At 55.6% G+C, this 25,484-nt stretch carries 25 protein-coding genes; 19 read left to right on the forward strand and 6 right to left on the reverse strand.

Translation table 11 applies throughout. From position 1 onward, the window contains the following. Window positions 1-6 precede the first annotated feature (6 nt). The 4 genes from gsiA to gsiD all read left to right on the forward strand — a co-directional run bounded on the left by gsiA (window position 7) and on the right by gsiD (window position 5,348). Window positions 7-1,863, forward strand: coding sequence for a glutathione ABC transporter ATP-binding protein GsiA (gsiA, locus tag ACFQW4_RS05895; RefSeq protein ID WP_101761003.1), 1,857 nt, complete (start codon window positions 7-9; stop codon window positions 1,861-1,863). Window positions 1,864-1,926: 63 nt separating this feature from the next. Continuing rightward, window positions 1,927-3,462, forward strand: coding sequence for a glutathione ABC transporter substrate-binding protein GsiB (gene gsiB, locus ACFQW4_RS05900; RefSeq protein ID WP_377724341.1), 1,536 nt, complete (start codon window positions 1,927-1,929; stop codon window positions 3,460-3,462). 49 nt (window positions 3,463-3,511) lie between these two features. Continuing rightward, window positions 3,512-4,432: a glutathione ABC transporter permease GsiC gene (gene gsiC, locus ACFQW4_RS05905; protein ID WP_061717203.1), complete on the forward strand. Its 921-nt coding sequence runs from the start codon at window positions 3,512-3,514 to the stop codon at window positions 4,430-4,432. A gap of 10 nt (window positions 4,433-4,442) precedes the next feature. Continuing rightward, window positions 4,443-5,348 (forward strand): glutathione ABC transporter permease GsiD, encoded by a 906-nt coding sequence (gene gsiD, locus ACFQW4_RS05910; protein ID WP_377724342.1) that lies wholly within the window; start codon window positions 4,443-4,445, stop codon window positions 5,346-5,348. A gap of 56 nt (window positions 5,349-5,404) precedes the next feature. On the opposite strand, the gene ACFQW4_RS05915 is transcribed toward gsiD, so the two are convergent. Then, complete coding sequence (locus ACFQW4_RS05915; protein ID WP_377724343.1) at window positions 5,405-7,066, reverse strand: methyl-accepting chemotaxis protein; 1,662 nt, start codon at window positions 7,064-7,066, stop codon at window positions 5,405-5,407. Between the two features lie 114 nt (window positions 7,067-7,180). On the opposite strand from ACFQW4_RS05915, the gene ACFQW4_RS05920 reads away from it, so the two are divergent. Continuing rightward, the gene (locus ACFQW4_RS05920; RefSeq protein WP_101760999.1) at window positions 7,181-7,630 is read left to right on the forward strand and encodes a DUF4385 domain-containing protein; all 450 of its coding nucleotides are present in this window, start codon (window positions 7,181-7,183) and stop codon (window positions 7,628-7,630) included. Here ACFQW4_RS05920 and rimO read toward each other — a convergent pair. Then, the gene (gene rimO / locus ACFQW4_RS05925; protein ID WP_101760998.1) at window positions 7,627-8,952 is read right to left on the reverse strand and encodes a 30S ribosomal protein S12 methylthiotransferase RimO; all 1,326 of its coding nucleotides are present in this window, start codon (window positions 8,950-8,952) and stop codon (window positions 7,627-7,629) included. The genes ACFQW4_RS05920 and rimO overlap by 4 nt on opposite strands. Window positions 8,953-9,267: 315 nt before the next feature. Between rimO and ACFQW4_RS05930 the strand changes: the two genes are divergently transcribed. The 3 genes from ACFQW4_RS05930 (at window position 9,268) to ACFQW4_RS05940 (ending at window position 11,915) form a co-directional block, all read left to right on the forward strand. Next, window positions 9,268-9,903 carry a carbonic anhydrase gene (locus ACFQW4_RS05930; protein ID WP_101760997.1) on the forward strand — a complete coding sequence of 212 codons (636 nt, stop codon included), beginning with the start codon at window positions 9,268-9,270 and terminating at the stop codon, window positions 9,901-9,903. 117 nt (window positions 9,904-10,020) lie between these two features. After that, entirely contained in the window at window positions 10,021-10,677 is a 657-nt protein-coding gene (locus ACFQW4_RS05935; RefSeq protein WP_101760996.1) for a DUF3313 domain-containing protein, read from the forward strand. A 104-nt stretch (window positions 10,678-10,781) separates the two neighbouring features. After that, complete coding sequence (locus ACFQW4_RS05940; protein WP_377724344.1) at window positions 10,782-11,915, forward strand: PQQ-dependent sugar dehydrogenase; 1,134 nt, start codon at window positions 10,782-10,784, stop codon at window positions 11,913-11,915. 1 nt (window position 11,916) lies between these two features. Here the strand turns inward: ACFQW4_RS05940 and ACFQW4_RS05945 are convergent, their stop codons facing one another. Further along, entirely contained in the window at window positions 11,917-12,573 is a 657-nt protein-coding gene (locus tag ACFQW4_RS05945; RefSeq protein ID WP_101760994.1) for an HAD family phosphatase, read from the reverse strand. 275 nt (window positions 12,574-12,848) lie between these two features. Here ACFQW4_RS05945 and ACFQW4_RS05950 point away from each other — a divergent pair, with 275 nt between their 5' ends. Then, complete coding sequence (locus ACFQW4_RS05950; RefSeq protein ID WP_101760993.1) at window positions 12,849-14,054, forward strand: serine hydrolase; 1,206 nt, start codon at window positions 12,849-12,851, stop codon at window positions 14,052-14,054. A 66-nt stretch (window positions 14,055-14,120) separates the two neighbouring features. On the opposite strand, the gene ybjG is transcribed toward ACFQW4_RS05950, so the two are convergent. Next, window positions 14,121-14,726, reverse strand: a complete 606-nt coding sequence (gene ybjG / locus ACFQW4_RS05955) for an undecaprenyl-diphosphate phosphatase (RefSeq protein ID WP_101760992.1) — start codon at window positions 14,724-14,726, stop codon at window positions 14,121-14,123. Window positions 14,727-15,087: 361 nt separating this feature from the next. After that, the gene (locus ACFQW4_RS05960; protein WP_101760991.1) at window positions 15,088-16,776 is read right to left on the reverse strand and encodes an aspartate:alanine antiporter; all 1,689 of its coding nucleotides are present in this window, start codon (window positions 16,774-16,776) and stop codon (window positions 15,088-15,090) included. 254 nt (window positions 16,777-17,030) lie between these two features. Between ACFQW4_RS05960 and ybjM the strand changes: the two genes are divergently transcribed. Continuing rightward, complete coding sequence (ybjM, locus tag ACFQW4_RS05965) at window positions 17,031-17,402, forward strand: inner membrane protein YbjM (protein ID WP_222210674.1); 372 nt, start codon at window positions 17,031-17,033, stop codon at window positions 17,400-17,402. Window positions 17,403-17,435: 33 nt separating this feature from the next. On the opposite strand, the gene ACFQW4_RS05970 is transcribed toward ybjM, so the two are convergent. After that, a complete protein-coding gene (locus ACFQW4_RS05970; protein ID WP_007887673.1) occupies window positions 17,436-17,699 on the reverse strand; it encodes a GrxA family glutaredoxin in 264 nt (87 codons plus the stop codon). Window positions 17,700-17,880: 181 nt separating this feature from the next. Between ACFQW4_RS05970 and ACFQW4_RS05975 the strand changes: the two genes are divergently transcribed. The 9 genes from ACFQW4_RS05975 (at window position 17,881) to ACFQW4_RS06015 (ending at window position 25,438) form a co-directional block, all read left to right on the forward strand. Next, entirely contained in the window at window positions 17,881-18,132 is a 252-nt protein-coding gene (locus ACFQW4_RS05975; RefSeq protein ID WP_101760989.1) for a DUF1418 family protein, read from the forward strand. 16 nt (window positions 18,133-18,148) lie between these two features. Further along, a complete protein-coding gene (gene nfsA / locus ACFQW4_RS05980; RefSeq protein WP_101760988.1) occupies window positions 18,149-18,871 on the forward strand; it encodes an oxygen-insensitive NADPH nitroreductase in 723 nt (240 codons plus the stop codon). Window positions 18,872-18,888: 17 nt separating this feature from the next. Next, window positions 18,889-19,791, forward strand: coding sequence for a 30S ribosomal protein S6--L-glutamate ligase (rimK, locus tag ACFQW4_RS05985; RefSeq protein ID WP_137385472.1), 903 nt, complete (start codon window positions 18,889-18,891; stop codon window positions 19,789-19,791). A gap of 87 nt (window positions 19,792-19,878) precedes the next feature. Next, entirely contained in the window at window positions 19,879-20,358 is a 480-nt protein-coding gene (locus ACFQW4_RS05990) for a YbjN domain-containing protein (RefSeq protein ID WP_008102469.1), read from the forward strand. Between the two features lie 372 nt (window positions 20,359-20,730). Beyond that, window positions 20,731-21,840 carry a spermidine/putrescine ABC transporter substrate-binding protein PotF gene (potF, locus tag ACFQW4_RS05995; RefSeq protein WP_101760986.1) on the forward strand — a complete coding sequence of 370 codons (1,110 nt, stop codon included), beginning with the start codon at window positions 20,731-20,733 and terminating at the stop codon, window positions 21,838-21,840. Window positions 21,841-21,954: 114 nt separating this feature from the next. Continuing rightward, window positions 21,955-23,088: a putrescine ABC transporter ATP-binding subunit PotG gene (potG, locus tag ACFQW4_RS06000; RefSeq protein ID WP_377724692.1), complete on the forward strand. Its 1,134-nt coding sequence runs from the start codon at window positions 21,955-21,957 to the stop codon at window positions 23,086-23,088. A gap of 9 nt (window positions 23,089-23,097) precedes the next feature. Continuing rightward, window positions 23,098-24,054: a putrescine ABC transporter permease PotH gene (gene potH / locus ACFQW4_RS06005; RefSeq protein ID WP_101760984.1), complete on the forward strand. Its 957-nt coding sequence runs from the start codon at window positions 23,098-23,100 to the stop codon at window positions 24,052-24,054. Next, window positions 24,051-24,896, forward strand: coding sequence for a putrescine ABC transporter permease PotI (gene potI / locus ACFQW4_RS06010; protein WP_101760983.1), 846 nt, complete (start codon window positions 24,051-24,053; stop codon window positions 24,894-24,896). Before potH ends, potI begins: the two co-directional genes overlap by 4 nt. Window positions 24,897-24,970: 74 nt before the next feature. Next, window positions 24,971-25,438, forward strand: a complete 468-nt coding sequence (locus tag ACFQW4_RS06015) for a YbjO family protein (protein ID WP_101760982.1) — start codon at window positions 24,971-24,973, stop codon at window positions 25,436-25,438. Window positions 25,439-25,484 lie beyond the last annotated feature (46 nt).

Below are 25,484 nucleotides of genomic sequence, written 5' to 3' on the forward strand. Positions count from 1 at the left end.
GCAGGCATGACGGACCAACAGCTGCAGTTTGCGCCGGAGCAGGTTCTGGCTGTGCGCGATCTTAACGTGCGCTTTGAGCATGAAGGGCGCATTACCGAAGCGGTACGCAACCTGTCGCTCGACCTGCATCGCGGTGAAACCCTGGCGCTGGTGGGCGAATCGGGCTCGGGTAAATCCGTCACCTCGCTGGCGCTGATGCGCTTGATTCAGCAGGCCGGCGGCGAAGTGAGCGGAGATATCCAGCTGCGGCGTCGCAATGGCGAGGTGCTGGATGTGATGCGCGCGTCGAACGGTCAGATGCGCAAAGTGCGCGGCGCCGATATGGCGATGATCTTTCAGGAGCCGATGACCTCGCTCAACCCGGTGTTCACCGTCGGCGAGCAGATTGCGGAATCCATCCGTCTGCATCAGGGAAAAAGTCACCAGCAGGCGCTGGCGGAAGCGCGGCGCATGCTCGATCTGGTGCGCATCCCTGAAGCGCAAAATGTGTTATCACGCTATCCGCATCAACTTTCAGGCGGCATGCGCCAGCGCGTGATGATTGCCATGGCGCTGTCGTGCAAACCGGCGCTGCTGATTGCCGACGAACCTACCACCGCACTCGACGTCACTATTCAGGCGCAAATTCTGCAGTTGATCCGTGTGCTGCAAAAAGAGATGCAGATGGGGGTGATTTTCATCACCCATGATATGGGCGTAGTGGCGGAGATGGCCGATCGCGTGCAGGTGATGTATCGCGGCGATGTGGTAGAGCGCGCGTCGGTGCAGCAGCTGTTTGCCGACCCGCAGCAGCCCTATACCCGCGCGTTGCTGGCGGCGGTGCCCAAACTGGGGGCGATGCACGGCCAGCCGCTACCGGCTAAATTTCCCTTATTGCATAGCAACGGACGTGAAGAACAGGCCGCACCGCAGGACACGGTGCGTCACGATCGACCGCCGATTTTGCAGGTGCGCGATTTAGTCACGCGCTTTGATATTCGCGGCGGTTTGCTCAATCGCGTTAAACGCCGCGTGCACGCGGTCGAGAAAGTCAGTTTCGATCTCCATGCCGGTGAAACGCTGGCGCTGGTGGGGGAATCCGGCTGCGGAAAATCCACTACCGGGCGTTCGCTGCTGCGGCTGGTAGCCAGCCAGGGCGGCACCATTACTTTTGACGGCCAACGCATCGATGCGCTGCAGGGCAATGCGCTGGCGTCGCTGCGTCGCGATATCCAGTTTATCTTCCAGGATCCTTACGCCTCGCTCGATCCGCGTTTGACCGTGGGTTTTTCGATCATGGAACCGCTGCTGGTGCACAAAACGCTGGATCGCCGTCAGGCGGAGAAGCGCGTTGCCTGGCTGCTGGAGCGCGTCGGCCTGCTGCCGGAACATGCGCAGCGTTATCCGCACGAATTTTCCGGCGGCCAGCGCCAGCGCATCTGCATTGCGCGCGCGCTGGCGCTCAATCCCAAAGTGGTGATCGCCGATGAATCGGTGTCGGCGCTGGATGTGTCGATTCAGGCGCAAATCATCAACCTGATGCTCGATTTGCAGCGTGAATTTGGTATCGCTTTCTTATTTATCTCACACGATATGGCGGTGGTGGAACGCATCAGCCATCGCGTGGCGGTGATGTATCTCGGACAAATTGTGGAGATGGGGCCGCGTCAGGCGGTATTTGAGCAGCCGCGCCATCCCTACACCAAAAAACTGATGGCCGCGGTGCCGGTGGCCGATCCGGCCCATCGGCATCGTGAGCGGGCGCTGATGGTGGATGAGATCCCCAGCCCGATTCGCCCGCTGGGCGATGAGCCAGAAGTGGCGCCTTTACTGGAAGTGGCACCGGGCCATTTTGTCGCCCGGCACGCAATTAGCGGCGCCTGAGCAGCAAACAACCGCACATCTTTGGATGTCGCGCATGACAGGGATTACAGGAGAACGATAACGATGCACCATATTATGCGAAAAGGGGTTATCACTGCCGGTTTGTTGAGTTCGGCGCTGGCGCTGCCCGCGTGGGCGGCGAAAGATGCGGTGATTGCGGTGGCCTCGACCTTTACCACGCTTGATCCGTATGACGCTAACGATACGCTGTCGCAGGCGGTGGCGAAGTCCTTCTATCAGGGCTTGTTCGGCTTCGATAAAGACATGAAGCTGACCAACGTGCTGGCGGAAAGTTATCAGGCGAGCAGCGACGGCCTGACCTACACCATTAAGCTGCGCGCCGGCGTGAAATTCCAGGATGGCACTGACTTCAATGCCGAAGCGGTGAAGGTGAACCTCGATCGTGCCAGCAATCCGGATAACCATCTCAAACGCTATAACCTGTTCAAATATATCGCCACCACCGAAGTGGTCGATCCGAGCACAGTGAAAATCACCCTGAAGCAGCCGTTCTCGGCCTTCATCAACAACCTCGCGCATCCGGCGGCGGTGATGATCTCGCCGACCGCGCTGAAGAAATATGGCAAGGATATCGGCTTCCATCCGGTAGGAACCGGCCCGTTTGCCTTTGATACCTGGAACCAGACCGACTTCGTGAAAGTGAAGAAGTGGGACGGCTACTGGAAAAAAGGCTATCCGAAGCTGGATAGCATTACCTGGCGTCCGGTGGTGGATAACAACACCCGCGCGGCGATGCTGCAAACGGGCGAAGCGAGCTTTGCTTTCCCGGTGCCGTTCGAGCAGGCCAAACTGCTGGAAGGCAACAGCAAGCTCGATGTGGTCACCACGCCGTCAATCATGCAGCGCTACATCAGCCTCAACGTGACGCAAAAGCCGTTTGATAATCCGAAAGTGCGTGAAGCGCTGGAGTACGCCATCAACCGTCAGGCACTGGCAAAAGTCGCCTTTGCCGGTTACGCCACGCCAGCCACCGGCATCGTGCCGCCGAGCATCGACTTTGCGCAGAGCTATCCGGCAATCAAATATGATCCGGCCAAAGCGCGCGAACTGCTGAAAGAAGCGGGCTTCCCGAACGGTTTCGAAACCACGTTGTGGTCGTCGCATAACCACAGCACCGCGCAGAAAGTGCTGCAGTTCACCCAGCAGCAGCTGGCGCAGGTGGGCGTGAAAGTGAAAGTGACGGCGATGGATGCCGGTCAGCGTGCCGCTGAAGTAGAGAGCAAAGGGCAGAAAGAGAGCGGTGTACGCATGTTCTACACCGGCTGGTCCGCCTCGACCGGTGAAGCCGACTGGGCGCTGACGCCGCTGTTCGCCACCACTTCATGGCCGCCAGCAATCTTCAACACCGCGTTCTACAGCAATCCGCAGGTGGATAAAGATCTCGCCGATGCGCTGAAAACCACCGATCGCGATCAGAAAGCTAAGCTGTACAAAGACGCGCAGGATCGCATCTGGAACGATCATCCGTGGATCCCGCTGGTGGTGGAACAACTGCTGTCAGCCAACAATAAAAACCTCAGCGGTTTTTATGTCATGCCCGATACCTCATTCAATTTTGATGAGGCCGATCTGAAGTAACAGACGCGGCCAGCCTTAGCGGGCTGGCCGATGCTGCGCAGGACTTCGCATGCTCAACTATTTTCTCAAACGATTACTGGGGCTGATTCCCACGCTGCTGATTGTGGCGGTGCTGGTGTTCCTGTTCGTCCATTTGCTGCCAGGCGATCCGGCGCGCCTGATTGCCGGCCCGGAAGCGGATGCCTCGGTGGTGGCGCTGGTGCGTCAGGATCTCGGCCTCGATCAGCCGCTGATCAAGCAGTTCTGGCACTTTATGATCAATGCGGTGCAGGGCGATTTCGGCCATTCGCTGGTCTCGAAACGTCCGGTGATTGACGAAATTGCCGCGCGCTTTTTCCCGACGCTGTGGCTGACACTCAGCAGCATGGTGTGGGCGGTGATATTCGGTATGGCGATTGGCATCACCTCGGCGGTGTGGCGCAATCGCTGGCCGGATCGCATCGGCATGACACTGGCGGTGTCGGGCATCTCGTTCCCGGCGTTTGCGCTCGGCATGCTGCTGATGCAGGTGTTTTCTGTCGAGCTCGGCTGGTTGCCGACCGTTGGCGCGGATAGCTGGAAACACTACATTTTGCCATCGATCACCTTGGGTGCAGCGGTGGCGGCGGTGATGGCACGCTTCACCCGCGCGTCGTTCGTGGAGGTGATGCAGGAAGATTACATGCGCACCGCACGCGCCAAAGGGGTGCGCGAATCGCTGGTGGTGGTGAAACACGGCCTGCGCAACGCGATGATCCCGGTGGTCACCATGATGGGCCTGCAGTTTGGCTTCCTGCTCGGCGGCTCGATTGTGGTGGAGGTGGTGTTCAACTGGCCAGGCTTAGGCCGCTTGCTGGTGGATTCGGTCGAGATGCGCGATTACCCGGTGATTCAGGCCGAAGTGCTGCTGTTCTCGCTGGAGTTCATCCTGATTAACCTGATTGTCGATGTGCTGTACGCGGCAATCAACCCGGCAATTCGCTACAAGTAAGGAGTTGCAATTGAAGAACTGGCGACGAGCCGCGGCATTGAAAACCCTGCCGACTATCACGGAAAACCGGGTACGCACGCCGTGGCGCGAATTCTGGCGACGCTTTCGCCGTCAGCATGTGGCGCTGCTGGCCGGACTGTTTGTGCTGCTGCTGATCGTGGTGGCGTTTATCGCGCCGCTGATTGCGCCGTTTGATGCGGAAAACTATTTCGATTACGACCGGCTAAACGAAGGGCCGTCGCTGATGCACTGGTTTGGCGTTGACTCGTTGGGGCGCGATATCTTCAGCCGTGTGCTGGTGGGCACGCGTATCTCGCTGATCGCCGGTTTCTTCTCGGTGGCGATCGGCGCGCTGACCGGCACCGTTTTAGGTCTGCTGGCGGGCTATTACGAAGGCTGGTGGGATCGCATCACCATGCGTATCTGCGATGTGCTGTTCGCTTTCCCCGGCATTCTGCTGGCGATTGCGGTGGTGGCGATTATGGGCAGCGGCATGAGCAACGTGATTGTCGCGGTGGCGATCTTCAGCATTCCGGCGTTTGCCCGTTTGGTGCGCGGCAATACGCTGGTGCTGAAACATCAAACCTATATTGAGTCGGCACGCAGTATTGGCGCGTCGGACTGGACCATAATTATGCGTCACATCCTGCCCGGCACGGTGTCGTCGATTGTGGTCTATTTCACCATGCGTATCGGTACCTCGATTATCACGGCGGCGAGTTTGTCCTTTCTCGGCCTCGGCGCGCAGCCGCCCACGCCGGAGTGGGGCGCGATGCTCAATGAAGCGCGCGCCGATATGGTAATTGCGCCGCATGTCGCCATCTTCCCGAGCCTGGCGATTTTCCTCACCGTGCTGGCGTTTAACCTGCTGGGTGATGGTTTGCGTGATGCGCTGGATCCCAAATTGAAGACCTGATGGTGGGTCCGGTCGCCATTTATGGCGACCTCTTCAATAACCGCACCACTCCGGTCTTAAAACGTTTCCCAATTGTCATTACTGTGCGCGGCGGCAGGCTGCGCGCGGGTTGGTGTTATCACCGGTTTCACCACTTTCGCCACCGTTGCAGTCGCCTGGCGCGTGCCGGTTTTGAAGCGGGCCACCGCAGAAGAGAGGCTGCTGGCCTGCTGCTCCAGCGACGCTGAGGCGTTAGCCGATTCCTGCACCAGCGTGGCGTTCTGCTGCGTGACGCGATCCATCTCGTTCACCGCCTGACCAATCTGGTCGATGCCGCGGCTCTGCTCATCGGACGCTGAAGCAATCTCGCCCATGATATCGGTGACGCGGGTAACAGCGCTGACGATTTCCTGCATGGTTTCACCGGCGCTGCTCACCTGCTGCGAACCGGTGTTGACACGCTGCACGGAATTCTCAATCAGCAGTTTGATCTCTTTCGCCGCCTGAGCGCTGCGCTGTGCCAGATTGCGCACTTCACCCGCTACCACGGCAAAACCGCGTCCTTGTTCACCGGCGCGCGCCGCTTCAACTGCCGCGTTGAGCGCGAGGATGTTGGTCTGGAAGGCGATGCCATCAATCACGCTGGTGATATCGGCGATTTTCTTCGAGCTGTCGGCGATATCGCGCATGGTTTTCACCACACCATCCACCACGTTGCCGCCTTTATCGGCGGTTTCCGAGGCGGTTTTCGCCAGCTGCGTGGCCTGACGCGCGTTATCGGCATTCTGTTTCACCGTTGCGGTCAGCTGTTCCATGCTGGCGGCGGTCTCTTCCAGCGATGCCGCTTGCTGCTCGGTGCGTGAAGAGAGATCGTTATTGCCGGTGGCAATCTCGCTGGCGCTGCCAAAAATCGCATCCGCGCTATCACGCACATTGTTAATGGTGCTGAGCAGCGACTGCTGCATATGGTTGAGGCTGGCGGCAATCGATGCCATTTCACTGCGGCCTTCCACCTGCAAACGGGCGGAGAGATCGCCGTCGGCGAAGCGCTCCATCTGCTGCTGCACCTGCTTCATCGGTGCCAGCAGGATGCGACGCACCAGAATCCACACCGCAACCAGCAACAGCACCACAACTATCGCCATCACGGCGACCAACACCAGCATGTGCTGATAGTTATTATCATATTCCGCATTGCGCTCGGCCAGCAGCTGCACGTTGTGCTCGCGCCATTGCTTGTACGCGACTTCCAGATCGTCCTGCGCCTGCTGGGCGTCAAGGTTGCCATAGGCGGCGTAATCATTGGCTTTCAGGAACGCTGCCGACTGTTTCAGTAATTCTGCGAAGGCAGCAAATTTAGCGTCGACTACACTGGCTGAATCAGCGCTTTGTCCGGCAATGCGCGGCATGCTCTGGTAGAGGTCATAATGTTGCTTTGCTTCATCCAGTGACGCACCCGCGCTGATCAGCAGTTTGTTGATGGCGGCGGCGGACGCTTCATCCGTTTGTTTTTTCAGGATACGAATGGCGACGCGGTTAATGATTACGCGCGTTTTCACCAGCGTTTGCCAACCGTCGGCCAGCTCACGCTGCTGATGTGACAGCTGATTACTGGTGGTGAAATTATGCTGTCCGGTAATCAGTGATGATAAAAACAGCGAGCCGGAAATCGCCTGCATCGCGGTGAAAACCACCAATATCATCATGATGGCTGTCACAATTTTCATTCGTTTAAACATAGGTGCGTCTCTGAGGAAATAGGCTGATATCCAGGTTATCGGTATAAAAGCAAATCGCTTAAGTGCCAGCATGAAATAATTACGTCACGGGACGATGAGAGGCGGGAAAAACAGATGAAAGCGTTTAACTACGAGCAGGATTTCAAGCACATCAATTTTCGCCAGCAGCCTGAGCTGTATCAGGTGGGGCGCGGCGAGCAGGGCGTGCTGATGGTCGAACCTTACAAAAGTGAGATTCTGCCGCACTGGCGCTTTCGCACCGTCGAGCTGGCAAAAGAATCTTCACAGCAGATTATGCAGCTGTTTGAGGCATATCGCGCGCAGGACGATTTTGTCGGCATGGACATGGCGCGCAAATATATTCAGATGGGTTATACGCGTGCACGCCGCTACAGTAATCATCAGGGCGGGCGTAAATATGACGAGGCGGGCAACGAACTGCCGCGTACCACAGAAAAAGAGAAGGCCGCTGCGGCGGCCGTTTTCAAAGCGTGCTGGGATAAACTGCGCGCGGATACAGACTATCTGGCGCGCAAGCGTGCGCACCAGCAGAAGTATGGTTAAACGCGCGTGCCCCACAGATCGTATTCATCGGCGTGTTCCACTTTAACGCGGACCACGTCGCCGACTTTCACCTGACGATCGCCGTTCAGATAAACCGCGCCATCGATTTCCGGGGCGTCAGCCATGCTGCGTCCCACCGCGCCTTCTTCATCCACTTCATCAATCAGCACCAGCACTTCGCGGCCGATTTTCTCCTGCAGACGTTCGCTGGAGATCTTCTGCTGCAGCTGCATGAAGCGATCAAAACGATCCTGCTTCACATCGTCCGGTACCTGATCCGGCAGCTGGTTAGCAGTTGCGCCATCTACCGGACTGTACTGGAAGCAGCCAACGCGATCGAGGCGCGCTTCCTGCAGGAAGTCGAGCAGCATCTGGAAATCTTCTTCGGTTTCACCGGGGAAACCGACGATAAAGGTTGAACGCAGCGTCAGCTCCGGACAGATTTCACGCCAGCGCTTAATGCGCTCCAGCGTGCGCTCTACCGCGCCGGGACGCTTCATCAACTTGAGGATGCGCGGGCTGGCGTGCTGCAGCGGAATATCGAGGTACGGCAGAATCTTGCCTTCGGCCATCAGCGGGATCACATCATCCACATGTGGATAAGGATAAACGTAGTGCAGACGCACCCACACACCGAGTTTGGCTAACTGCTCGCACAGGCTCACCATGCTGGTTTTCACCGGCGATCCGTTCCAGAAACCGGTGCGATGTTTAACATCCACGCCGTAAGCGGAGGTGTCTTGTGAGATTACCAGCAGCTCTTTCACGCCGGCTTCGACCAGACGTTTAGCTTCGTCGAGCACCGAACCGATTGGGCGGCTATCAAGATCGCCACGCATCGATGGAATGATGCAGAAGGTGCAGCGATGATTGCAGCCTTCGGAAATTTTCAGGTAAGCGTAATGACGCGGCGTCAGTTTGACACCTTGCTCTGGCACTAAACTCAGGAACGGATTGTGTTCTGGTTTTGGCACATAAGTGTGCACATGCGACAGCACCTGCTCGTAGCTATGCGGGCCAGTGATCTCCAGCACCTTCGGATGCACTTCGCGGATCTGATCCACTTTGGCACCGAGGCAACCGGTGACGATCACTTTGCCGTTTTCATTCAGCGCTTCACCAATCGCTTCCAGAGATTCCTGTACGGCGCTGTCAATAAATCCACAGGTGTTAACGATGACGATCTCCGCATCATCGTAGCGTGGCACCACGTCATAGCCTTCAGTACGCAGCTCCGTCAGGATGCGTTCAGAGTCGACGAGGTTTTTCGGACAGCCGAGGGAGACGAACCCCACGCGCGGTGGATTTTTGACATGGCTCATAAGGATAAAAATTCATCATAATTAGTGTGGATAGGGGGGCGATTGTACAGAGGTTGCCGGGGAAAATGTATAGGCTGTGTAAGAATCTCCTTATGGGGTAACTAATGCATGATGATTGTGCTTAACTCTGTTGGCGGTGCGGCTCACTCGCTGGCGCAATGGCCCTCTGTGGCGATCCGAGTTGTGTAAGCTGGCGCCTTTTGCTTAAATGTTGGGTCGGTGAAGGTAAGTTGTTATCTTCGCTGAAAATTTCAAATCGCACTGATAGTGAATCCTCACTGCCAGGGCAGAAGTGGATAATGTGAGAGCAGACATATGCAAGAGATCGTCAAAGGTTTTCTGAATTTTCAACAGAATGTGTTCCCTGAAAGGAAGGATCTTTTCAAAAGTTTGGCATCCAACCAAAATCCCAAAGCCCTGTTTATCTCCTGCTCAGACAGCCGTCTGGTGCCAGAGCTGGTGACGCAGTCGGAGCCGGGTCAGCTGTTCGTGATCCGAAACGCCGGTAATATCGTGCCACCGTTTGGTCCAGAGCCGGGCGGCGTGTCCGCAACCATTGAGTACGCGGTTGTCGCTTTGGGCGTGACCGAAATTATTATTTGTGGTCACTCAAACTGCGGTGCCATGAACGCCATTGCTTCCAATGCCGATCTCGAAACCATGCCCGCGGTCGATCACTGGTTGCACTACGCCAACGCGGCGAAAGCGGTGGTGGAAGAGCGTAACTACGATTCCGTTGAGAAGCGTCTCAACGAAATGGTGAAAGAGAACGTGATTGCGCAGCTGAACAATATCAAAACACACCCTTCCGTAGCGGTAGCGCTGCGTAAAGGCAAAATTCGCCTGCATGGATGGGTTTATGATATTGAGAGTGGCGGAATCATTGCCCTGACCAAAGGCGGTGAATCCTTTATTTCGCTGTCGGAAAACCCGGAAACCTGCTTCGAGTAATTCCGCCTAACCACCTGCATTGCAGGTGGTTATCCTCGCATTTCGATAATATTTCCCGCCACGTTTTTGACGACCTCCTACACTTGAGAAGCAATTACCTCTGATAAGGGCTTTCTCATGCGATTTCCCCTTTATGCTTCTGTTTTAACGCTGGCAATACTGGCGGCGGGCTGTACCTCTCATGTGACTAATCAACAACAATATTCAGGATTTCTCGGCGATTACAGTGAATTGAAGGCCACTGAGTCGCCCAGCGGTAAACCGACCTTGCGCTGGATTTCACCCGATTACCATGATGCTGATTACAAAGGCGTGGTGTATACGCCAGTGGTCTATTATCCGGCGGCACACCCCACGGCACGTATCGATCAGCAAACATTGGATGCGATCCGCAGCTATACCGATACGCAACTCAAGCACGCGATTTCCCAGCGTAAACCGCTGGTGACGCAAAAAGGCCCTCACACGCTGGTAGTTAAAACCGCTATCACCGCCGTTTCTGCCGAAAATGAAGGCGTGCAGTTCTATGAAGTGGTGCCAATTGCCGCTGTTGTTGCCAGCACCATGGCAGCGACTGGACATCGCACGCAAAACAGCGCGCTGTTCCTCGAAATGGAAGCGCTGGATGCGCAAACTGGCAAGCCGCTGATCAAGGTGGTGCGCAAGGCATTTGGTAAAAATCTGCCGAACAACAGTGCGCCAATCACACTTAACGATCTGCGTCCGGGCATCGACGAGATGGTCCGCGATGCGCTGACCTTCCCCGCACAGTAAATTCTCGCCCGGCGGTGTGCCGGGCTTAATGTTTTGTAAATCCTGCACATCCTTTGTCGCGCGCTGACTACGCTTTACGGCAGACCGCGATAAAGGAGAATGCCATGCGTTTACTGCCCGCCGCGCTACTGTTTGGCGCTTTAAGCACGTCCTTACCGTTATTCGCTGCCGATGTGCAGGTTCAGGTGCTTCAGGACAAGCTCGACCATCCGTGGTCCGTGGCTTTTCTACCCGATAATCAAACGCTGTTAATCACTGAACGATCCGGCCAGCTGCGCAGTTGGCAGCCGGGTAAAGGCTTGTCGCCACCGATCGGCGGGGTGCCGAAGGTGTGGGCGAATCGTCAGGGTGGCTTGCTGGATGTGGTGCTGGCACCGGACTTCGCCGAAAGCCGCCGCGTGTGGCTCAGCTACACCACCGCCGATGCCAGCGGTCGGGCTGGTGGCGTGGTGGGTTATGGTCGCCTGAGCGATGACAACCGTCAGATGAGTGACTTTAAAGTGGTGCTGGAGCAAACGCCGAAGCTGTCGGGCGGCGCCAATATCGGCACGCGACTGGCGTTTGATCGCCAGGGCTTTCTCTATATCGCCTTTGGTGACAACTTCGCCAGCAGCAGCGCGCAACAGCTGGATAAGCTCTCCGGTAAAATCGTGCGTCTGACCAAAGACGGTGAAATCCCGCCGGACAATCCGTTTGTTGATCGTCAAGGCGCGCGCGCGGAAATCTGGTCCTACGGCATGCGCAATCCGCAAGGGCTGGCGCTCAATCCGTGGACGCAGCAAATGTGGGAAAGCGAACACGGCCCGCGCGGTGGTGATGAGGTCAACATCCCCGAGAAGGGCAAAAATTACGGCTGGCCGCTGGCGACGCACGGCATTGATTACAGCGGGCAGAAAGTGCCAGAAGCAAAGGGTAGTGAAGTGGAAGGCACTGAGCAACCGCTGTATTTCTGGAAAGTCTCACCGGCCATCAGCGGCATGGCGTTCTACAACAGCGCGCGTTTCCCGCAGTGGAAAAATTCCCTGTTTATTGGTGCGCTGAAAGAGAAGAGTTTGATTCGCTTGCAGGTCAACGGCGAGAAAGTGGTGGAGGAGCAGAGATTGCTGGAAAATCGTGGCGAGCGTATTCGAGATGTGCGTCAAGGCCCGGATGGTTATCTGTACGTGCTAACCGATGAATCCAACGGCAAGCTGCTGAAAGTGGGGCTGCCAGACACAGCCAGCGCCCCACGCGGTTAAATTAGCGAGCCCAGTTACACACTTCCCATCCGCGCTGTTGTGCTTCCTGCAGCAGCAGCGGATTGGGATTGACCACCCACGCATGATCGGCATGTGCCAGCAGCGGTAAATCATTCATCGAATCGCTGTAAGCCCAGGTGCGTTCAAAGCGTTGATCTTGCTGTAACGCTTTCCAGTCACTGAGGCGTGTCACTTTACCTTCGCGATAGGTCATGGTGCCGTAGGTTTGTCCGCTGTAGCGTTCATCCACCACTTCCACGCCTATCGCCAGCGCGCCGTGTACACCAAGGCGTTCGGCGATGGGCACCGCAAGATGATCGCCGCTGGCGGTGATGATCATTACCGTGTCGCCGCGCTGCTGGTGCCACGCAATACGCTCGCGGGCGGCAGGGAACACGCGCGGCATGATGTCGCGATGGATAAAGCGGCGTACCCAGCCTTCAACGGTCATCGTAGCCATGCCGGCGAGTGGCGCCAGCGTGGTGTTCATATACTCTTCAATGGATAACGTACCGGTGTGATATTGCTCCATCAGGATTTTCTCCTGCTGGATGATCTCTTCGGGGGCAAAGCCCTGTGAAACCAACCAGCGCAGCCAGAGGCTGGTGCTGTCTTCACAAATCAGGGTTTCGTCCAAATCGAAAATGGCTAAGTCCATCGCGGCTCTCCTCAGGCTGACTGAGTTCAGGTTAGCGGAAATTTGTGACTGGCTTAACCGTTCTGCGAAAAATCGGAATTACACGCAAATTTTTTTGGAAGTCAGATGGGCAAAAGTGGCGGCGCTGCGCGGTTGGTGCCAGGGTTACTCTAATAAACTCTATAAAACTTTACGATTGAGCGGTTTTTTTCGCTGGCCTGAACCGTTAGCGTGGGGCAAGACATGTCTTGCCTGCAAGAAAACCGAGATTTAACAAGGACAATCTGGTCACGCTCATGAGAAAAAACACCTTCGCTTCTGTCTGGCGGCCGTTGGCTGCGTCTTCACTTCTTTTACTCTTTATCCCCGCAGCCACCCTGGCTGAACAGGCACCTGCGGCACCGCAAATTGACGCCAAAGCCTGGATTTTAATGGACTACAACAGCGGCAAAGTGTTGGCGGAATCCAATGCCGATCAACGCCTCGATCCCGCCAGTTTGACCAAAATGATGACCAGCTATGTGGTCGGCCAGGCACTGAAATCGGGCAAGATTCACAACGATGACATGGTTACCATCGGCCAGGATGCGTGGGCAACCGGCAATCCCAAGCTGCGCGGCTCATCGCTGATGTTCCTTAAGCCCGGCGATCGCATTCCGGTCTCTGAGCTAAATAAAGGTGTGGTGATTCAATCTGGCAACGATGCCTGTATCGCGCTGGCTGATTATGTCGCGGGCAGCCAGGATTCGTTTATCGGGTTGATGAACAACTACGTCAAAGCCTTTGGCCTGCAAAACACCCACTTTATGACGGTACACGGCCTGGACGCCGAAGGGCAGTACAGCACCGCGCGTGACATGGCGATTATCGGCCAGCGTCTGATTAGCGATGTGCCAGAAGAGTATGCGATCAACAGCGAAAAAGAGTTCACCTTCAATAAGATTAAGCAGATGAACCGCAACCGTCTGCTGTGGAGCACCAATCTCAAGGTGGATGGCATTAAAACCGGTCACACCTCCGGCGCGGGTAACAATCTGGTGGCGTCGGCAACCGAAGGCGATATGCGGCTGATTTCCGTGGTGCTCGGTGCGGCGACCGATGCCACGCGTTTCCGCGAAAGTGAGAAGTTGCTGACGTGGGGCTTCCGCTTCTATGAAACCGTGACGCCGATTAAGGCCGATAAACCGTTTGCGCAGCAGCGCGTTTGGTTTGGCGATCGCAGCCAGGTCAATCTTGGCGTCGCAAAAGACGCCGCGATCACCGTGCCAAAAGGGCAGATGAAAAACCTCAAGGCCAGCTTTACCCTGAATTCACCGCAGCTGGAAGCGCCGCTGGAGAAGAATCAGGTGGTGGGCACTATCGATTTCCAGCTGGACGGCAAAACCATTGAGCAACGTCCGCTGGTGACGATGGAAGCGGTGCCGGAAGGTGGCTTTGTTGGCCGCATTTGGGATTTCATCATGATGAAATTCCACGGCTGGTTCGGGAAGTGGTTTAGTTGAGACAAAAACGGTGCGCTTGATGCGCACCGTTTTTTACAGGCTCGTCATTAATGGCGACCCCATCGCTTACTCACGAATCCACCCTTTCTTAATCGGCATGGCGAACAGCGCGCGATACACCTGATGCGTAAACGCCAGCATGCGTTCGCCATACAGCTGCCACGCCATGTGCGACGCCAGACAACCCAGCAAGCCAACCAGGAATCCGCCCAGCATATCCAGCGGCCAGTGCACGCCAAGATAGACGCGTGACCAGGCGATGGCGCTGCCTATCACCAGCAACACCACACCTGACCAAAGGCGATGCCAGAAGATAAATGCCAGCGCAAAGGTGAAAATGGTGGTGCCGTGATCGCTCGGATAGGAATCATCAGGTCGGTGTGACAGTAACTGATGGCCAAAACCAATAGCGAACGGACGCGGATGCGGCAGCAGCTGGCCGACGCACCACGAAATGCTCAGCGCATACAGCAGCGCCATGCCGGTTTTTAGCACCAGCTCGCGTTGAGACTGCACCTGATCGCGCGGTCCCCACAGCCACAGCGCCACAATCAGCAGTGGTACGATGGCAATCACATCTTTGGCGATAAAAGTCGCCAGAGTGATCAACCACTGCGGTGAATCCTCTGTAGCGTTAATCCATAAAAAGAGCGTGTGGTTCAATGCTTCCATCACGATTCCTTGTCCTCGTCTTGTTTACCCGAAAAACAGCAGAGCAAAATTGTCTGCAAAATAAAGCTGATAGCCTAGAAGCGTCCGAACCAGGAATAAATAGTCGCGCTCTTAATCTTATCGCGGGTTGTTGGAGTGTTTAACTTTGATGAAAGTTGCATGAAGATTTAAAAAATCGACATCAGAGTGGCAGGATGGAATTTTTGTCTGAGAAGAACCTTAAGCGGCAGAATGGCAGCCATAAAAAAACCCGCAAGTCAGTGACTGGCGGGCTCCACAATTTGGGGATTTCAAAGAAAAGCAGTGGCACTTATTCAGACTGCGACCCCAGAAGAAAGTTCTGGACAGCGCAAAAATATTTTTATAAAGGCAAAAGCGGCCAGATTATCACGATCAGGGTACCGGCCAGCGTCAGCAAAACATTCGCGATCGCATACGTTCCTGCATAGCCCAAGGCTGGGATGCTGCTGCGCGCGGTATCGCTGATGATCTCCATCGCTGGCGCACAGGTACGCGCGCCCATGATGGCACCAAACAGCAGCGCGCGGTTCATACGCAGCACGTAAGCGCCGAACAGATAGCAAATCACCACCGGCAGCAAACTCACCAGCAAGCCACTCAGCAGCATCAACGCGCCGGCGCTGCCGAAACCGTGCTGCAAGCCGCTGCCCGCGCTCAGACCTACGCCCGCCATAAACACCATCAGGCCAAACTCTTTCACCATCGTCAGCGCACCCTGCGGGATGTAGCCAAATGTAGGATGGTTAGCGCGCATAAAGCCCAGCATGATGCCTGCGAACAACAATCCAGCGGCGTTACCGATGCCGAAGCTGAAATTGCTGAACTGGAAGGTGATCATCCCGACCATCAAGCCGACGATAAAGAAGGCGCAGAAGGCCAGCAGATCGGTGATTTGGCTGTGAATGGCGATAAAGCCAATGCGATCGGCCAGGCTTTTCACGCGACGCGCTTCGCCGCTTACCTGCAGCACATCGCCTTTGTTTAGCATAATGCTGTCATCGATCGGCATTTCGATTTGGCTGCGAATCACCCGGTTGAGGAAGCAGCCGTGATCGGTCAGTTTGAGATGACTCAGGCGCTTGTTCACCGCGTTGTGATTTTTCACCACAATCTCTTCGGTGACGATGCGCATATCCAGCAGGTCACGGTCGAACACCTCTTTGCCGTTACGGAAACTGGGATCAAGACGCGCGTGCGCATCGGGATAGCCCACCAGCGAGATATCGTCGCCCAGCTGCAGCATCGCGTCACCGTCCGGGCTGGCGAGAATACCGTTACGGCGCAAACGCTCGATGTAGCAGCCGGTCTGGCGATGAATGCCCAGCTCGCGCAGGTTTTTACCGCCGCTCCACTCCACCAGTTCCGGACCCACGCGATACGCGCGGATCACCGGCAGAAACACTTTGCGCTGGCTATCGGCGTCGAGGCCGCGCTCGCGCGCGATTTGCTGCGCGCAGGTCGGCAGATCCTGATGCTGCAGGCGCGGCAGATAGCGGGCGCCAAAAATCAGGCTGACTAAACCTACCAGATAGGTGAGGGCATATCCGAGGCTGAGGTTATCCTGCATCAAAGTGAGCTGATGGCTGTCGCTAATGCTTTGCCGCAACGTATCGCCAGCACCTACCAGCACCGGCGTTGAGGTCATTGAACCGGCCAACATGCCCGCGGTTAAACCAATATCCCAGCCGAATACTTTGCCGAGCGTCAGGGCGATTAACAGCGCGCTGACCACCATGACAATCGCCAGAAAGAAGTAGTTTTTACCGTCGCGGAAAAATATCGAGAAAAAGTTAGGCCCGGCTTCCACGCCAACACAAAAAATAAACAACATAAAGCCAAGACTTAATGCGTCAGTATTAATGGCGAAATGCTGTTGACCTAAAATCAACGAAACCACCAGGACTCCAATGGAATTACCGAGTTGGACCGAACCGAGGCGTAATTTACCTAAGCAGAGTCCGAGGGCTAAAACGACAAATAATAACAGAACGTCATTTCCGCTTAACAATTCTGCGACGTTAATGTTCACGGTTTAACTTCTTCTTAACCTGCAACCAGTTGATGAGAGGGACTTTTTTCGCTATCTTGTGCCGAACGTTAAGGTTCCTGCAACAAAAGCGTTCAAGCCGAAATCTAAAGCGGCGTCATTCTAATCATAATTAACACCCTCAGCTATCGGCAGTTTTCATTCCTTTCGCCTCCAGCTGTTTCTTTTTATTTCCAGTCGTGCGCATCAGGGCAGTAAAAGTTTCATAATTGTTAACGTCAAAGTTGAGGATAATTATGTTGCAGCGCAATAATCGCTGGCCAGCATCCATTCTGGGCGTGATGCTTTATACGCTGGTGTTTATTTATGCACATCATTTCTGGTCCGCTGCCAGTGAACAAGCCGTACGCGGACAGCCAGAATTACTGCTGTTTTTACTGCCGGGATGTTTGATGGCGCTACTGCAGCCGCAAAGTCCGCTTATCAGCACCTTGTGGGTCGCGCTAGGCGGTACGCTGCTGGGTATGATGTGGTTAATGCTGGCGGTGCCAATGACGCACAGCGGCTTGTTGATTGTGGCCTGGAGTTTGAGTGCGCTGTTTTGGGCGGGCTGTGGTGCGCTGCTGGTGCGCTTGCTGCGGATTATGCTGGCGATGCGAGCCGAATAGTACCTGCAAAAACGGGCCCGCAGGCCCGTTCTCTTAGGCTTCGATACCCAGGTTTTCTTTGGTCCAGGCAGCGAATTCGGTGTAACCACCGATGTGCTGATCGTCGAGGAAAATCTGCGGCACGGTTGTCACCGGCTTGCCGGCACGGGCTTCCAGATCGGCTTTAGTAATGCCGGTGGCCTGAATATCCACGTACTGATAGTTAAAATCGTCGCGCTCGCTGGTCAGCTTAGCCGCCAACTCTTTCGCACGTACGCAGTAAGGGCAGCTAGAACGGCCAAAAATCACTGCAATCATTGCTTCTCTCCTTCCGCTGCTGTTTTGTGACTAGAATCACATCACAGCGTGAATAATGCGTCACATCATGCCCGCCCATCCTGCTTAAAGGAAGAAGAATATACCTGTTACTCTAATACTTACCGCCTATACATTGGGTAAAATGCGGCTAACGCTGAAAGAACAATCAAGGAACCATCGCATGCGTAATCTCGCCACATTACCCAAACCCGTGTTGCTACTCGAAGTGCTCGGCGTGCTTGCCGTCATTGGCGCCTTGTTGCTTACCAACGATTGGGTGAGCGCACCTGATTTTATCGCCAAAAAGCCGCTGGCGACGCTGCTGTTTTTTCTTGGCATCGCGCTGATGCTGCCTGCGGCATGGATGATGATGTGGCGCACGGCGAAGGCGATGGCCCCGCAATTGTTCAATCATTCCAACAAAAAGAAGTAACCACCGGAGAGAATTTATGACGCCGACTATCGATTTACTGTGCAGCCACCGTTCCATTCGCGCTTTTACCGAACAGGGCATTGACGAGGCGCAACGCAGCGCCATCATTGCAGCGGCACAAGCGGCTTCGACCTCCAGCTTTTTACAGTGCTCCTCAATTATTCGTATCACCGATCCCGCTAAGCGCGAGCAGCTGGTCCAGCTGACCGGCGGCCAGCCTTGGGTCAGCGCAGCGGCGGAGTTTTGGGTGTTCTGCGCGGATTTCAATCGTCATCAACAGATCTGCCCGGATGCGCAACTGGGGCGTGCTGAACAGCTGCTGCTCGGTTGCGTTGATACCGCGCTGATGGCGCAAAATGCCATGGTGGCGGCGGAATCGCTGGGCCTTGGCGGCGTATTTATTGGCGGGATTCGCAACAGCATCGCTGAAGTGACCGAGCTGCTTGAACTGCCGAAGTTTGTGCTGCCGCTGTTCGGCTTCTGCATCGGCCATCCGGCTGATACACCCGATGTTAAACCCCGCATGCCGCACGCGATGCTGGTACATGAAAACCGCTATCATGCAGTCGATAAAAATCTGTTGGCGCAATACGATGAGCAAATTACCGCCTATTATCAGCAGCGTGATAGCAACCAGCGTTCCGAAACCTGGAGTCAGCTGATTCAGCGTCTGATCATTAAAGAAACGCGTCCCTTCATACTGGATTACCTGCATCAGCAGGGCTGGGCGACGCGCTAAGCACAAGGAACTCTGTAATGAAAATGGCCATTCTCACTCGCGATGGATCGATCTATTCGTGTAAGCGTCTGCGCGACGCCGCGGAGGAGCGTGGCCATCAAGTGCAGATGATCGATCCGCTCTCCTGCTACATGAACATCAATTCCGATTCGCCCGCAGTGCACTACCGCGGCGAGGCGCTGGGGCATTTTGATGCGGTGATCCCGCGCATTGGCACCGCTACCACTTTTTATGGCACTGCGGTGCTGCGCCAGTTTGAGGTGCGCGGCAGCTACCCCCTCAATGAATCGGTGGCGATTACCCGCGCGCGCGACAAACTGCGTTCGCTGCAGCTGCTGGCGCGTGAGGGCATTGATATGCCGATCACCGGTTTTGCTTCTTCGCCGGATGATACTGACGATTTGATTGCCATGGTGGGCGGTGCGCCGCTGGTGGTGAAACTGGTGGAGGGCACACAGGGCATCGGTGTGGTGCTGGCGGAAACGCGGCAGGCAGCGGAGAGCGTGATTGACGCTTTTCGTGGCCTCAATGCCCATATTCTGGTGCAGGAGTTCATCAAGGAAGCGCAAGGACGCGATATTCGCTGCCTGGTGATTGGCAATGAAGTGGTGGCAGCGATTGAGCGCGAGGCGAAAGAGGGCGATTTTCGTTCCAATCTGCATCGCGGCGGCAAAGCGCGTGCGGTGGAGATCACTGAACAGGAGCGCGAAATCGCGGTGAAAGCTGCCAGTACGCTGGGGCTGGAAGTGGCCGGTGTGGATATCCTGCGCGCCCAGCGTGGTCCGCTGGTTATGGAGGTAAACGCCTCACCGGGACTGGAAGGGATTGAGGGCATTACCGGTTTAGATATCGCCACCATGATGATCACGTGGATTGAGCAGCACGCTTGCCCCGGCTATCGTCCTAAAACCGGCGGCTAACCGGCGCTTTTCAGCGGTTTTCGTGGCATCCAGATCGGTTTTTCCGTAAGCTAAGGCGCTTATTTCTTCACCCCACAGGATATTACGATGGATTCACTGGTCGTTCCGGACATTGACGTGCTGCGTCGCTGGCTGGATCAACAAAATATCACCTGGTTCGAATGCGATGCCTGTCAGGCACTGCACCTGCCGCACATGCAGAATTTTGACGGGGTGTTTGATGCAAAAATTGACCTGGTGGATAACGTTATCCTCTTCTCCGCGCTGGCAGAAGTAAAACCGACGGCGCTGATTCCGCTGGTGGGCGATCTCTCGCAGATCAATGCCAGTTCGCTAACGATTAAAGCCTTTGTTGATATTCAGGACGACAATCTGCCGAAGCTGATTGTCTGCCAGTCGATCAGTACCAGCGCCGGATTAACCTTCGGGCAGTTCTCCCACTTTATGAAGCAGAGTGAAGAGGGCGTTTCCATGGTGATCATGGAAGCCTTTGCTAATCACCTGCTGGTGGTTGAAGAAGAAGAGGAGCGACAGCCGAGCTCCAGCAGCCACGCGATGCTGCACTGAGTTCCCCGCCTCGCTAACTGCCGCTTTTTGCGGCAGTTTTCATTTTTGCCCCACCACTTTTTATTCTGCACTTTGCCCTTTATTGCCAGATATTAGTCGTGCTTTATGCCACTAGTGCCAAACCCCATAGCAGAAACATGCATAACTCATCGCAAAAAGGCGTTTTTTAAGCTGGGATCTGGTGAAGGTGGTGCGGGGGGGCTATTCTTGCGGGGCTGCTTGAGACGTGCAACCTCAGCGCAGGTATAGGTTTTTGCTATTAAACTCCCGCTGAATATTGATTCATTGTGTGCCTGTGATTTAACAGAAAACGCAACGTCCGGATCGCCGTGTATGCAGCGTTGTGATGACCCGCTCAGGAGGAAGTAAAACATGTTCAACCAACGTCAAAAATGGTTGTCAGGTGTGGTTGCTGGTGCATTGATGGCTGCGGCCGGCGGTGTGCAGGCCGAAGGCAGTACGGTACATGTGTATAACTGGTCCGATTATATCGCGGCGGATACCGTGCCGAACTTCGAAAAGCAGACCGGCGATAAAGTGGTGTATGACGTCTTTGATTCCAACGAAGTGTTGGAAGGTAAACTGATGGCCGGTAGCACCGGTTATGACGTGGTGGTGCCGTCTTCCAGCTTCCTCGCGCGTCAGCTGCAATCCGGCGTATTCCAGGAGCTGGATAAGAGCAAGCTGCCGAACTACAAAAACCTTGATCCCGATCTGATGAAGAAACTGGAGCAGCACGATCCGGGTAACAAATTTGCGATTCCTTATCTGTGGGGCACCACCGGCATCGGCTATAACGTCGATAAAGTGAAAGCCGCACTGGGCAAAGATGTGCCGCTGGATAGCTGGGATCTGGTGCTGAAACCGGAAAACCTGGAAAAACTGAAAGGCTGTGGGGTTTCCTTCCTTGATGCGCCGGAAGAGATTTTCGCTACTGTGCTCAACTACCTTGGCAAAGATCCGAACAGCTCTGACGCGAAAGATTACTCTGGCGCAGCCACTGATTTGCTGCTGAAACTGCGTCCGAACATCCGTTACTTCCACTCGTCGCAGTACATCAACGACCTGGCGAACGGCAACATCTGCGTGGCGATTGGCTGGTCGGGCGATATCCTGCAGGCGAAAGATCGTGCGGACAAAGCCAACAACGGCGTGCATGTCGGCTATATCGTGCCAAAGCAGGGCGCTCTGGCATTCTTTGACATGTTCGCGATTCCTAAAGACGCGAAAAATGTGGAAGGCGCCTACCAATTCCTTAATTACATGATGGATCCCAAAGTCATCGCTGATGTTTCCAACAACATGAACTACGCCAACGGTAACAAAGCCTCGCTGCCACTGATCAATGCGGACGTGCGCAACAATCCGGGCATTTTCCCAACGCCGGATGCCATGGCCAAACTGTTTGTGCTCAAGGTCCAGGATCCGAAACTGGATCGTGTGCGCACCCGTGCATGGACTAAAGTAAAAAGTGGTAAGTAATTCGTTCTGAACGATTATTGCCTGAAGACGACAGCAGAGGCGCAGTAATGGCCTCTGTTGTGCCATTTTTAGCGGCTGGCTGTGCCGCGCGATTTTAGCGCCGGAGAAATGTTAGTGAACGACGCGATTCCCCGCCCCCCAAATAAAACGGCTAAGGCGATGACGCCGCTGCTGGAAATTCGCAACCTGACAAAATCTTTTGACGGCCAGCACGCCGTGGATGATGTCAGTCTGACCATTTACAAAGGTGAGATTTTTGCGCTGCTGGGCGCATCCGGCTGTGGTAAATCGACCTTGCTGCGCATGCTGGCGGGATTCGAACCGCCCACCAGCGGCCAGATTGTGCTGGATGGCCAGGATCTCTCCCATGTTCCGCCGTATCAGCGCCCGATCAACATGATGTTCCAGTCCTACGCACTGTTCCCGCACATGACGGTGGAGCAGAACATCGCCTTTGGCCTGAAGCAGGACAAACTGCCGAAAGGCGAAATCAGCAGCCGCGTTGAAGAGATGCTGTCGCTGGTGCACATGCAGGAGTTCGCGAAGCGTAAGCCGCATCAGCTCTCTGGCGGTCAGCGTCAGCGTGTGGCGCTGGCGCGTAGCCTGGCGAAGCGGCCAAAACTGCTGCTGCTGGACGAGCCAATGGGCGCACTGGATAAAAAGCTGCGTGACCGCATGCAGCACGAAGTGGTCGATATTCTCGAGCGTGTCGGTGCCACCTGCGTGATGGTGACGCACGATCAGGAAGAAGCGATGACCATGGCGGGCCGCATCGCCATCATGAACCGCGGTAAATTCGTGCAGATTGGTGAGCCGGAAGAGATCTACGAGCATCCCACCAGCCGCTACAGCGCCGAGTTCATCGGTTCGGTGAACGTGTTCGAAGGCTTGCTGCGCGAACGCGGTGAAGACGCGCTGATCATTGATGCGCCGGGCCTGGTGCATCCGCTGAAAGTGCAGACCGATGTTTCTGTCGTCGATAACGTGCCGGTCCATGTGGCGCTGCGTCCGGAAAAAGTGATGCTGTGCGAAGAGGTGCCTGCCGATGGCTGTAACTTTGCCGTGGGTGAGGTGGTGCATATCGCCTATCTCGGCGACCTGTCGATTTATCACGTGCGCCTGCGCAGCGGCCAGATGATCAGCGCACAGTTGCAAAACGCCCATCGCTACCGCAAATGCGCGCCAACGTGGGGCGATGAAGTGCGTCTCTGCTGGGACGCCGACAGCTGTGTGGTTCTGACGGTTTAAGGGGGCGATATGAGCCAGATTTCTCAACGCAGCGAGCCCGAAGTGGTGGGCACGCCGCTGCAGCGCTGGGCGACGCGCATCAAGATGCAGCACGGCCGCAAGCTGGTGATTGCCATGCCGTATCTGTGGCTGATCCTGCTGTTCCTGCTGCCGTTCCTGATCGTGCTGAAGATCAGCTTTGCCGATATTGCGCGCGCTATTCCGCCGTACACCGATTTGGTCACCTGGGCCGATGGTCAGCTCAATCTGGTACTCAATCTCGGTAATTACTTCACGCTGACCGACGATCCGCTGTATGCCGATGCGTACCTGACGTCGCTGAAAGTGGCGGGCATCTCCACCATTATCTGCCTGATGATCGGATATCCGCTGGCGTGGGCGGTGGCGCACAGCAAGCCGTCAATGCGCACTATTTTGCTGCTGCTGGTGATCCTGCCATCGTGGACCTCGTTCCTGGTGCGCGTTTACGCGTGGATGGGCCTGCTCAACAACAACGGCATTCTCAACCGCTTCCTGATGTGGCTCGGCGTGATCGATCATCCGCTGGTGATCCTCTACACCAACACGGCGGTGTATATCGGGATCGTTTACTGCTATCTGCCGTTTATGGTGCTGCCAATTTATACCGCGCTGACGCGTATAGATTATTCGCTGGTGGAAGCCTCGCTGGATCTCGGTGCACGTCCGCTGAAGACCTTTTTCAGCGTGATTGTGCCGCTGACCAAAGGCGGGATTATTGCCGGCTCAATGCTGGTGTTTATTCCGGCGGTCGGCGAGTACGTGATCCCGGAACTGCTCGGCGGTCCGGACAGCATCATGATTGGGCGTATTTTGTGGCAGGAGTTCTTTAACAACCGTGACTGGCCGGTAGCATCCGCGCTGGCGGTGATCATCCTGTTGATTCTGATATTGCCGATTATCTGGTTCCACAAGCATCAGAACCGTGAAGTGGGAGAGAAAGAATGAGCCAGTTACCGACTATTCGCTCTCCGTGGCGCACTGTGATTCTGCTGCTGTGCTTTATGTTCCTTTACGCGCCGATGCTGCTGCTGGTGGTTTATTCCTTCAATAGTTCGCCGCTGGTCACGGTATGGGAGAGCTTCTCGTTCCACTGGTACAACGTATTGTTCCAGGATCAGGCGATGCTGGATGCGGTGGGACTCAGCCTGACCATCGCCGCGCTCTCAGCCACCATGGCGGTGGTGCTCGGCACCATGGCGGCGGTGGTGATTGTGCGCTTTGGCCGCTTCCGTGGACACAACGGCTTCGCCTTTATGCTGACGGCGCCGCTGGTGATGCCTGATGTGATCACCGGTTTGTCCTTGCTGCTGCTATTTGTGGCGATGGGCAACACCCTTGGCTGGCCGAGCGATCGCGGCATGCTGACCATCTGGCTGGCGCACGTGACCTTCTGTACTGCTTACGTGGCGGTGGTGATCAATTCGCGTCTGCGTGAACTGGATCGCTCAATTGAAGAGGCGGCGATGGATCTCGGCGCAACGCCGGTGAAAGTGTTCTTTGTGATCACCGTACCGATGATCGCGCCCGCGATCGTTACCGGCTGGCTGCTGGCGTTTACCTTGTCGCTGGACGATTTAGTGATTGCCAGCTTCGTGACCGGCCCAGGCGCGACCACCTTGCCGATGGCGATTTTCGCCACCGTGCGTCGTGGCGTCAATCCGGAGATCAACGCTTTAGCCTCGCTGATTCTGTTTGTCGTCGGTTTAGTTGGTTTTATCGCCTGGCGCTTTATGGCGCACGAAGAAAAGCAGCGTTTACGCGATATTCAGAAAGCAAAACGTGGCTGAAAGCCGTAACATTTGTCACTATAAGAACGGGCTGATTTTATCGGCCCGTTTTATTATGGTTACGGAGCGACACCATGTCGGAAACCCTGAAACACGGTTCAATGATTAACGCTACACCGGTGCCCGTGATGGTGGCGGGCAGCGCTATCATCATTACGCGTTGCCTCAGCGTGTTGATGCTGGCCAACGAACTGGGTTACGACGAACTCGCCAACTTCGTGCATCGCAGCGCGCAAGCCTGGGATTCTACCCTGATCTTTATCGCTAGCCAGCTGATTTTCCTGTTTGAACTGCGCTGCGCCTTTATTCTGATGCGCGGCAACAATCGTGGGCGCTGGGGCTATGTCGCGACGCAAATCATTGTGCTGATCTACATGTTGATGGCATCGGTGGGCTGGATCTACCCGGAAATTTTTAGCATTCCCGGTGAAAGTAATGCGCAGATCATTCATCACACGCTGCTGCAAAAGCTCCCGGATGTGTTGGTATTAGGGCTGCTGTTTGTGCCGGCCAGCAGTCGCGCTTTTTTCCGGCGCCGGTGATACAATCGCCCCCCATTTTTTCTCCCGATTCTGACTACAGGCATTT

The organism is Pantoea sp. GCM10028869 (assembly GCF_042666835.1).
In the GTDB taxonomy this organism is placed as follows: Bacteria; Pseudomonadota; Gammaproteobacteria; order Enterobacterales; family Enterobacteriaceae; genus Pantoea; species Pantoea leporis.

What these genes read in the sequence shown, in the direction of transcription:
- ACFQW4_RS05975 (WP_101760989.1), top strand. Translation starts at nt 17,881, where the DNA reads ATGCGTAATCTCGCCACATTACCCAAACCCGTGTTGCTACTCGAAGTG.
- ACFQW4_RS05940 (WP_377724344.1), top strand. Translation starts at nt 10,782, where the DNA reads ATGCGTTTACTGCCCGCCGCGCTACTGTTTGGCGCTTTAAGCACGTCC.
- ACFQW4_RS05935 (WP_101760996.1), top strand. Translation starts at nt 10,021, where the DNA reads ATGCGATTTCCCCTTTATGCTTCTGTTTTAACGCTGGCAATACTGGCG.
- nfsA (WP_101760988.1), top strand. Translation starts at nt 18,149, where the DNA reads ATGACGCCGACTATCGATTTACTGTGCAGCCACCGTTCCATTCGCGCT.
- ACFQW4_RS05915 (WP_377724343.1), bottom strand. Translation starts at nt 7,066, where the DNA reads ATGTTTAAACGAATGAAAATTGTGACAGCCATCATGATGATATTGGTG.
- ybjG (WP_101760992.1), bottom strand. Translation starts at nt 14,726, where the DNA reads ATGGAAGCATTGAACCACACGCTCTTTTTATGGATTAACGCTACAGAG.
- potH (WP_101760984.1), top strand. Translation starts at nt 23,098, where the DNA reads ATGAGCCAGATTTCTCAACGCAGCGAGCCCGAAGTGGTGGGCACGCCG.
- ACFQW4_RS05930 (WP_101760997.1), top strand. Translation starts at nt 9,268, where the DNA reads ATGCAAGAGATCGTCAAAGGTTTTCTGAATTTTCAACAGAATGTGTTC.
- gsiC (WP_061717203.1), top strand. Translation starts at nt 3,512, where the DNA reads ATGCTCAACTATTTTCTCAAACGATTACTGGGGCTGATTCCCACGCTG.
- ACFQW4_RS05945 (WP_101760994.1), bottom strand. Translation starts at nt 12,573, where the DNA reads ATGGACTTAGCCATTTTCGATTTGGACGAAACCCTGATTTGTGAAGAC.
- ACFQW4_RS05970 (WP_007887673.1), bottom strand. Translation starts at nt 17,699, where the DNA reads ATGATTGCAGTGATTTTTGGCCGTTCTAGCTGCCCTTACTGCGTACGT.
- ACFQW4_RS05990 (WP_008102469.1), top strand. Translation starts at nt 19,879, where the DNA reads ATGGATTCACTGGTCGTTCCGGACATTGACGTGCTGCGTCGCTGGCTG.
- ybjM (WP_222210674.1), top strand. Translation starts at nt 17,031, where the DNA reads ATGTTGCAGCGCAATAATCGCTGGCCAGCATCCATTCTGGGCGTGATG.
- gsiB (WP_377724341.1), top strand. Translation starts at nt 1,927, where the DNA reads ATGCACCATATTATGCGAAAAGGGGTTATCACTGCCGGTTTGTTGAGT.
- rimO (WP_101760998.1), bottom strand. Translation starts at nt 8,952, where the DNA reads ATGAGCCATGTCAAAAATCCACCGCGCGTGGGGTTCGTCTCCCTCGGC.
- ACFQW4_RS05920 (WP_101760999.1), top strand. Translation starts at nt 7,181, where the DNA reads ATGAAAGCGTTTAACTACGAGCAGGATTTCAAGCACATCAATTTTCGC.
- rimK (WP_137385472.1), top strand. Translation starts at nt 18,889, where the DNA reads ATGAAAATGGCCATTCTCACTCGCGATGGATCGATCTATTCGTGTAAG.
- potI (WP_101760983.1), top strand. Translation starts at nt 24,051, where the DNA reads ATGAGCCAGTTACCGACTATTCGCTCTCCGTGGCGCACTGTGATTCTG.
- gsiA (WP_101761003.1), top strand. Translation starts at nt 7, where the DNA reads ATGACGGACCAACAGCTGCAGTTTGCGCCGGAGCAGGTTCTGGCTGTG.
- ACFQW4_RS05950 (WP_101760993.1), top strand. Translation starts at nt 12,849, where the DNA reads ATGAGAAAAAACACCTTCGCTTCTGTCTGGCGGCCGTTGGCTGCGTCT.
- potF (WP_101760986.1), top strand. Translation starts at nt 20,731, where the DNA reads ATGTTCAACCAACGTCAAAAATGGTTGTCAGGTGTGGTTGCTGGTGCA.
- ACFQW4_RS06015 (WP_101760982.1), top strand. Translation starts at nt 24,971, where the DNA reads ATGTCGGAAACCCTGAAACACGGTTCAATGATTAACGCTACACCGGTG.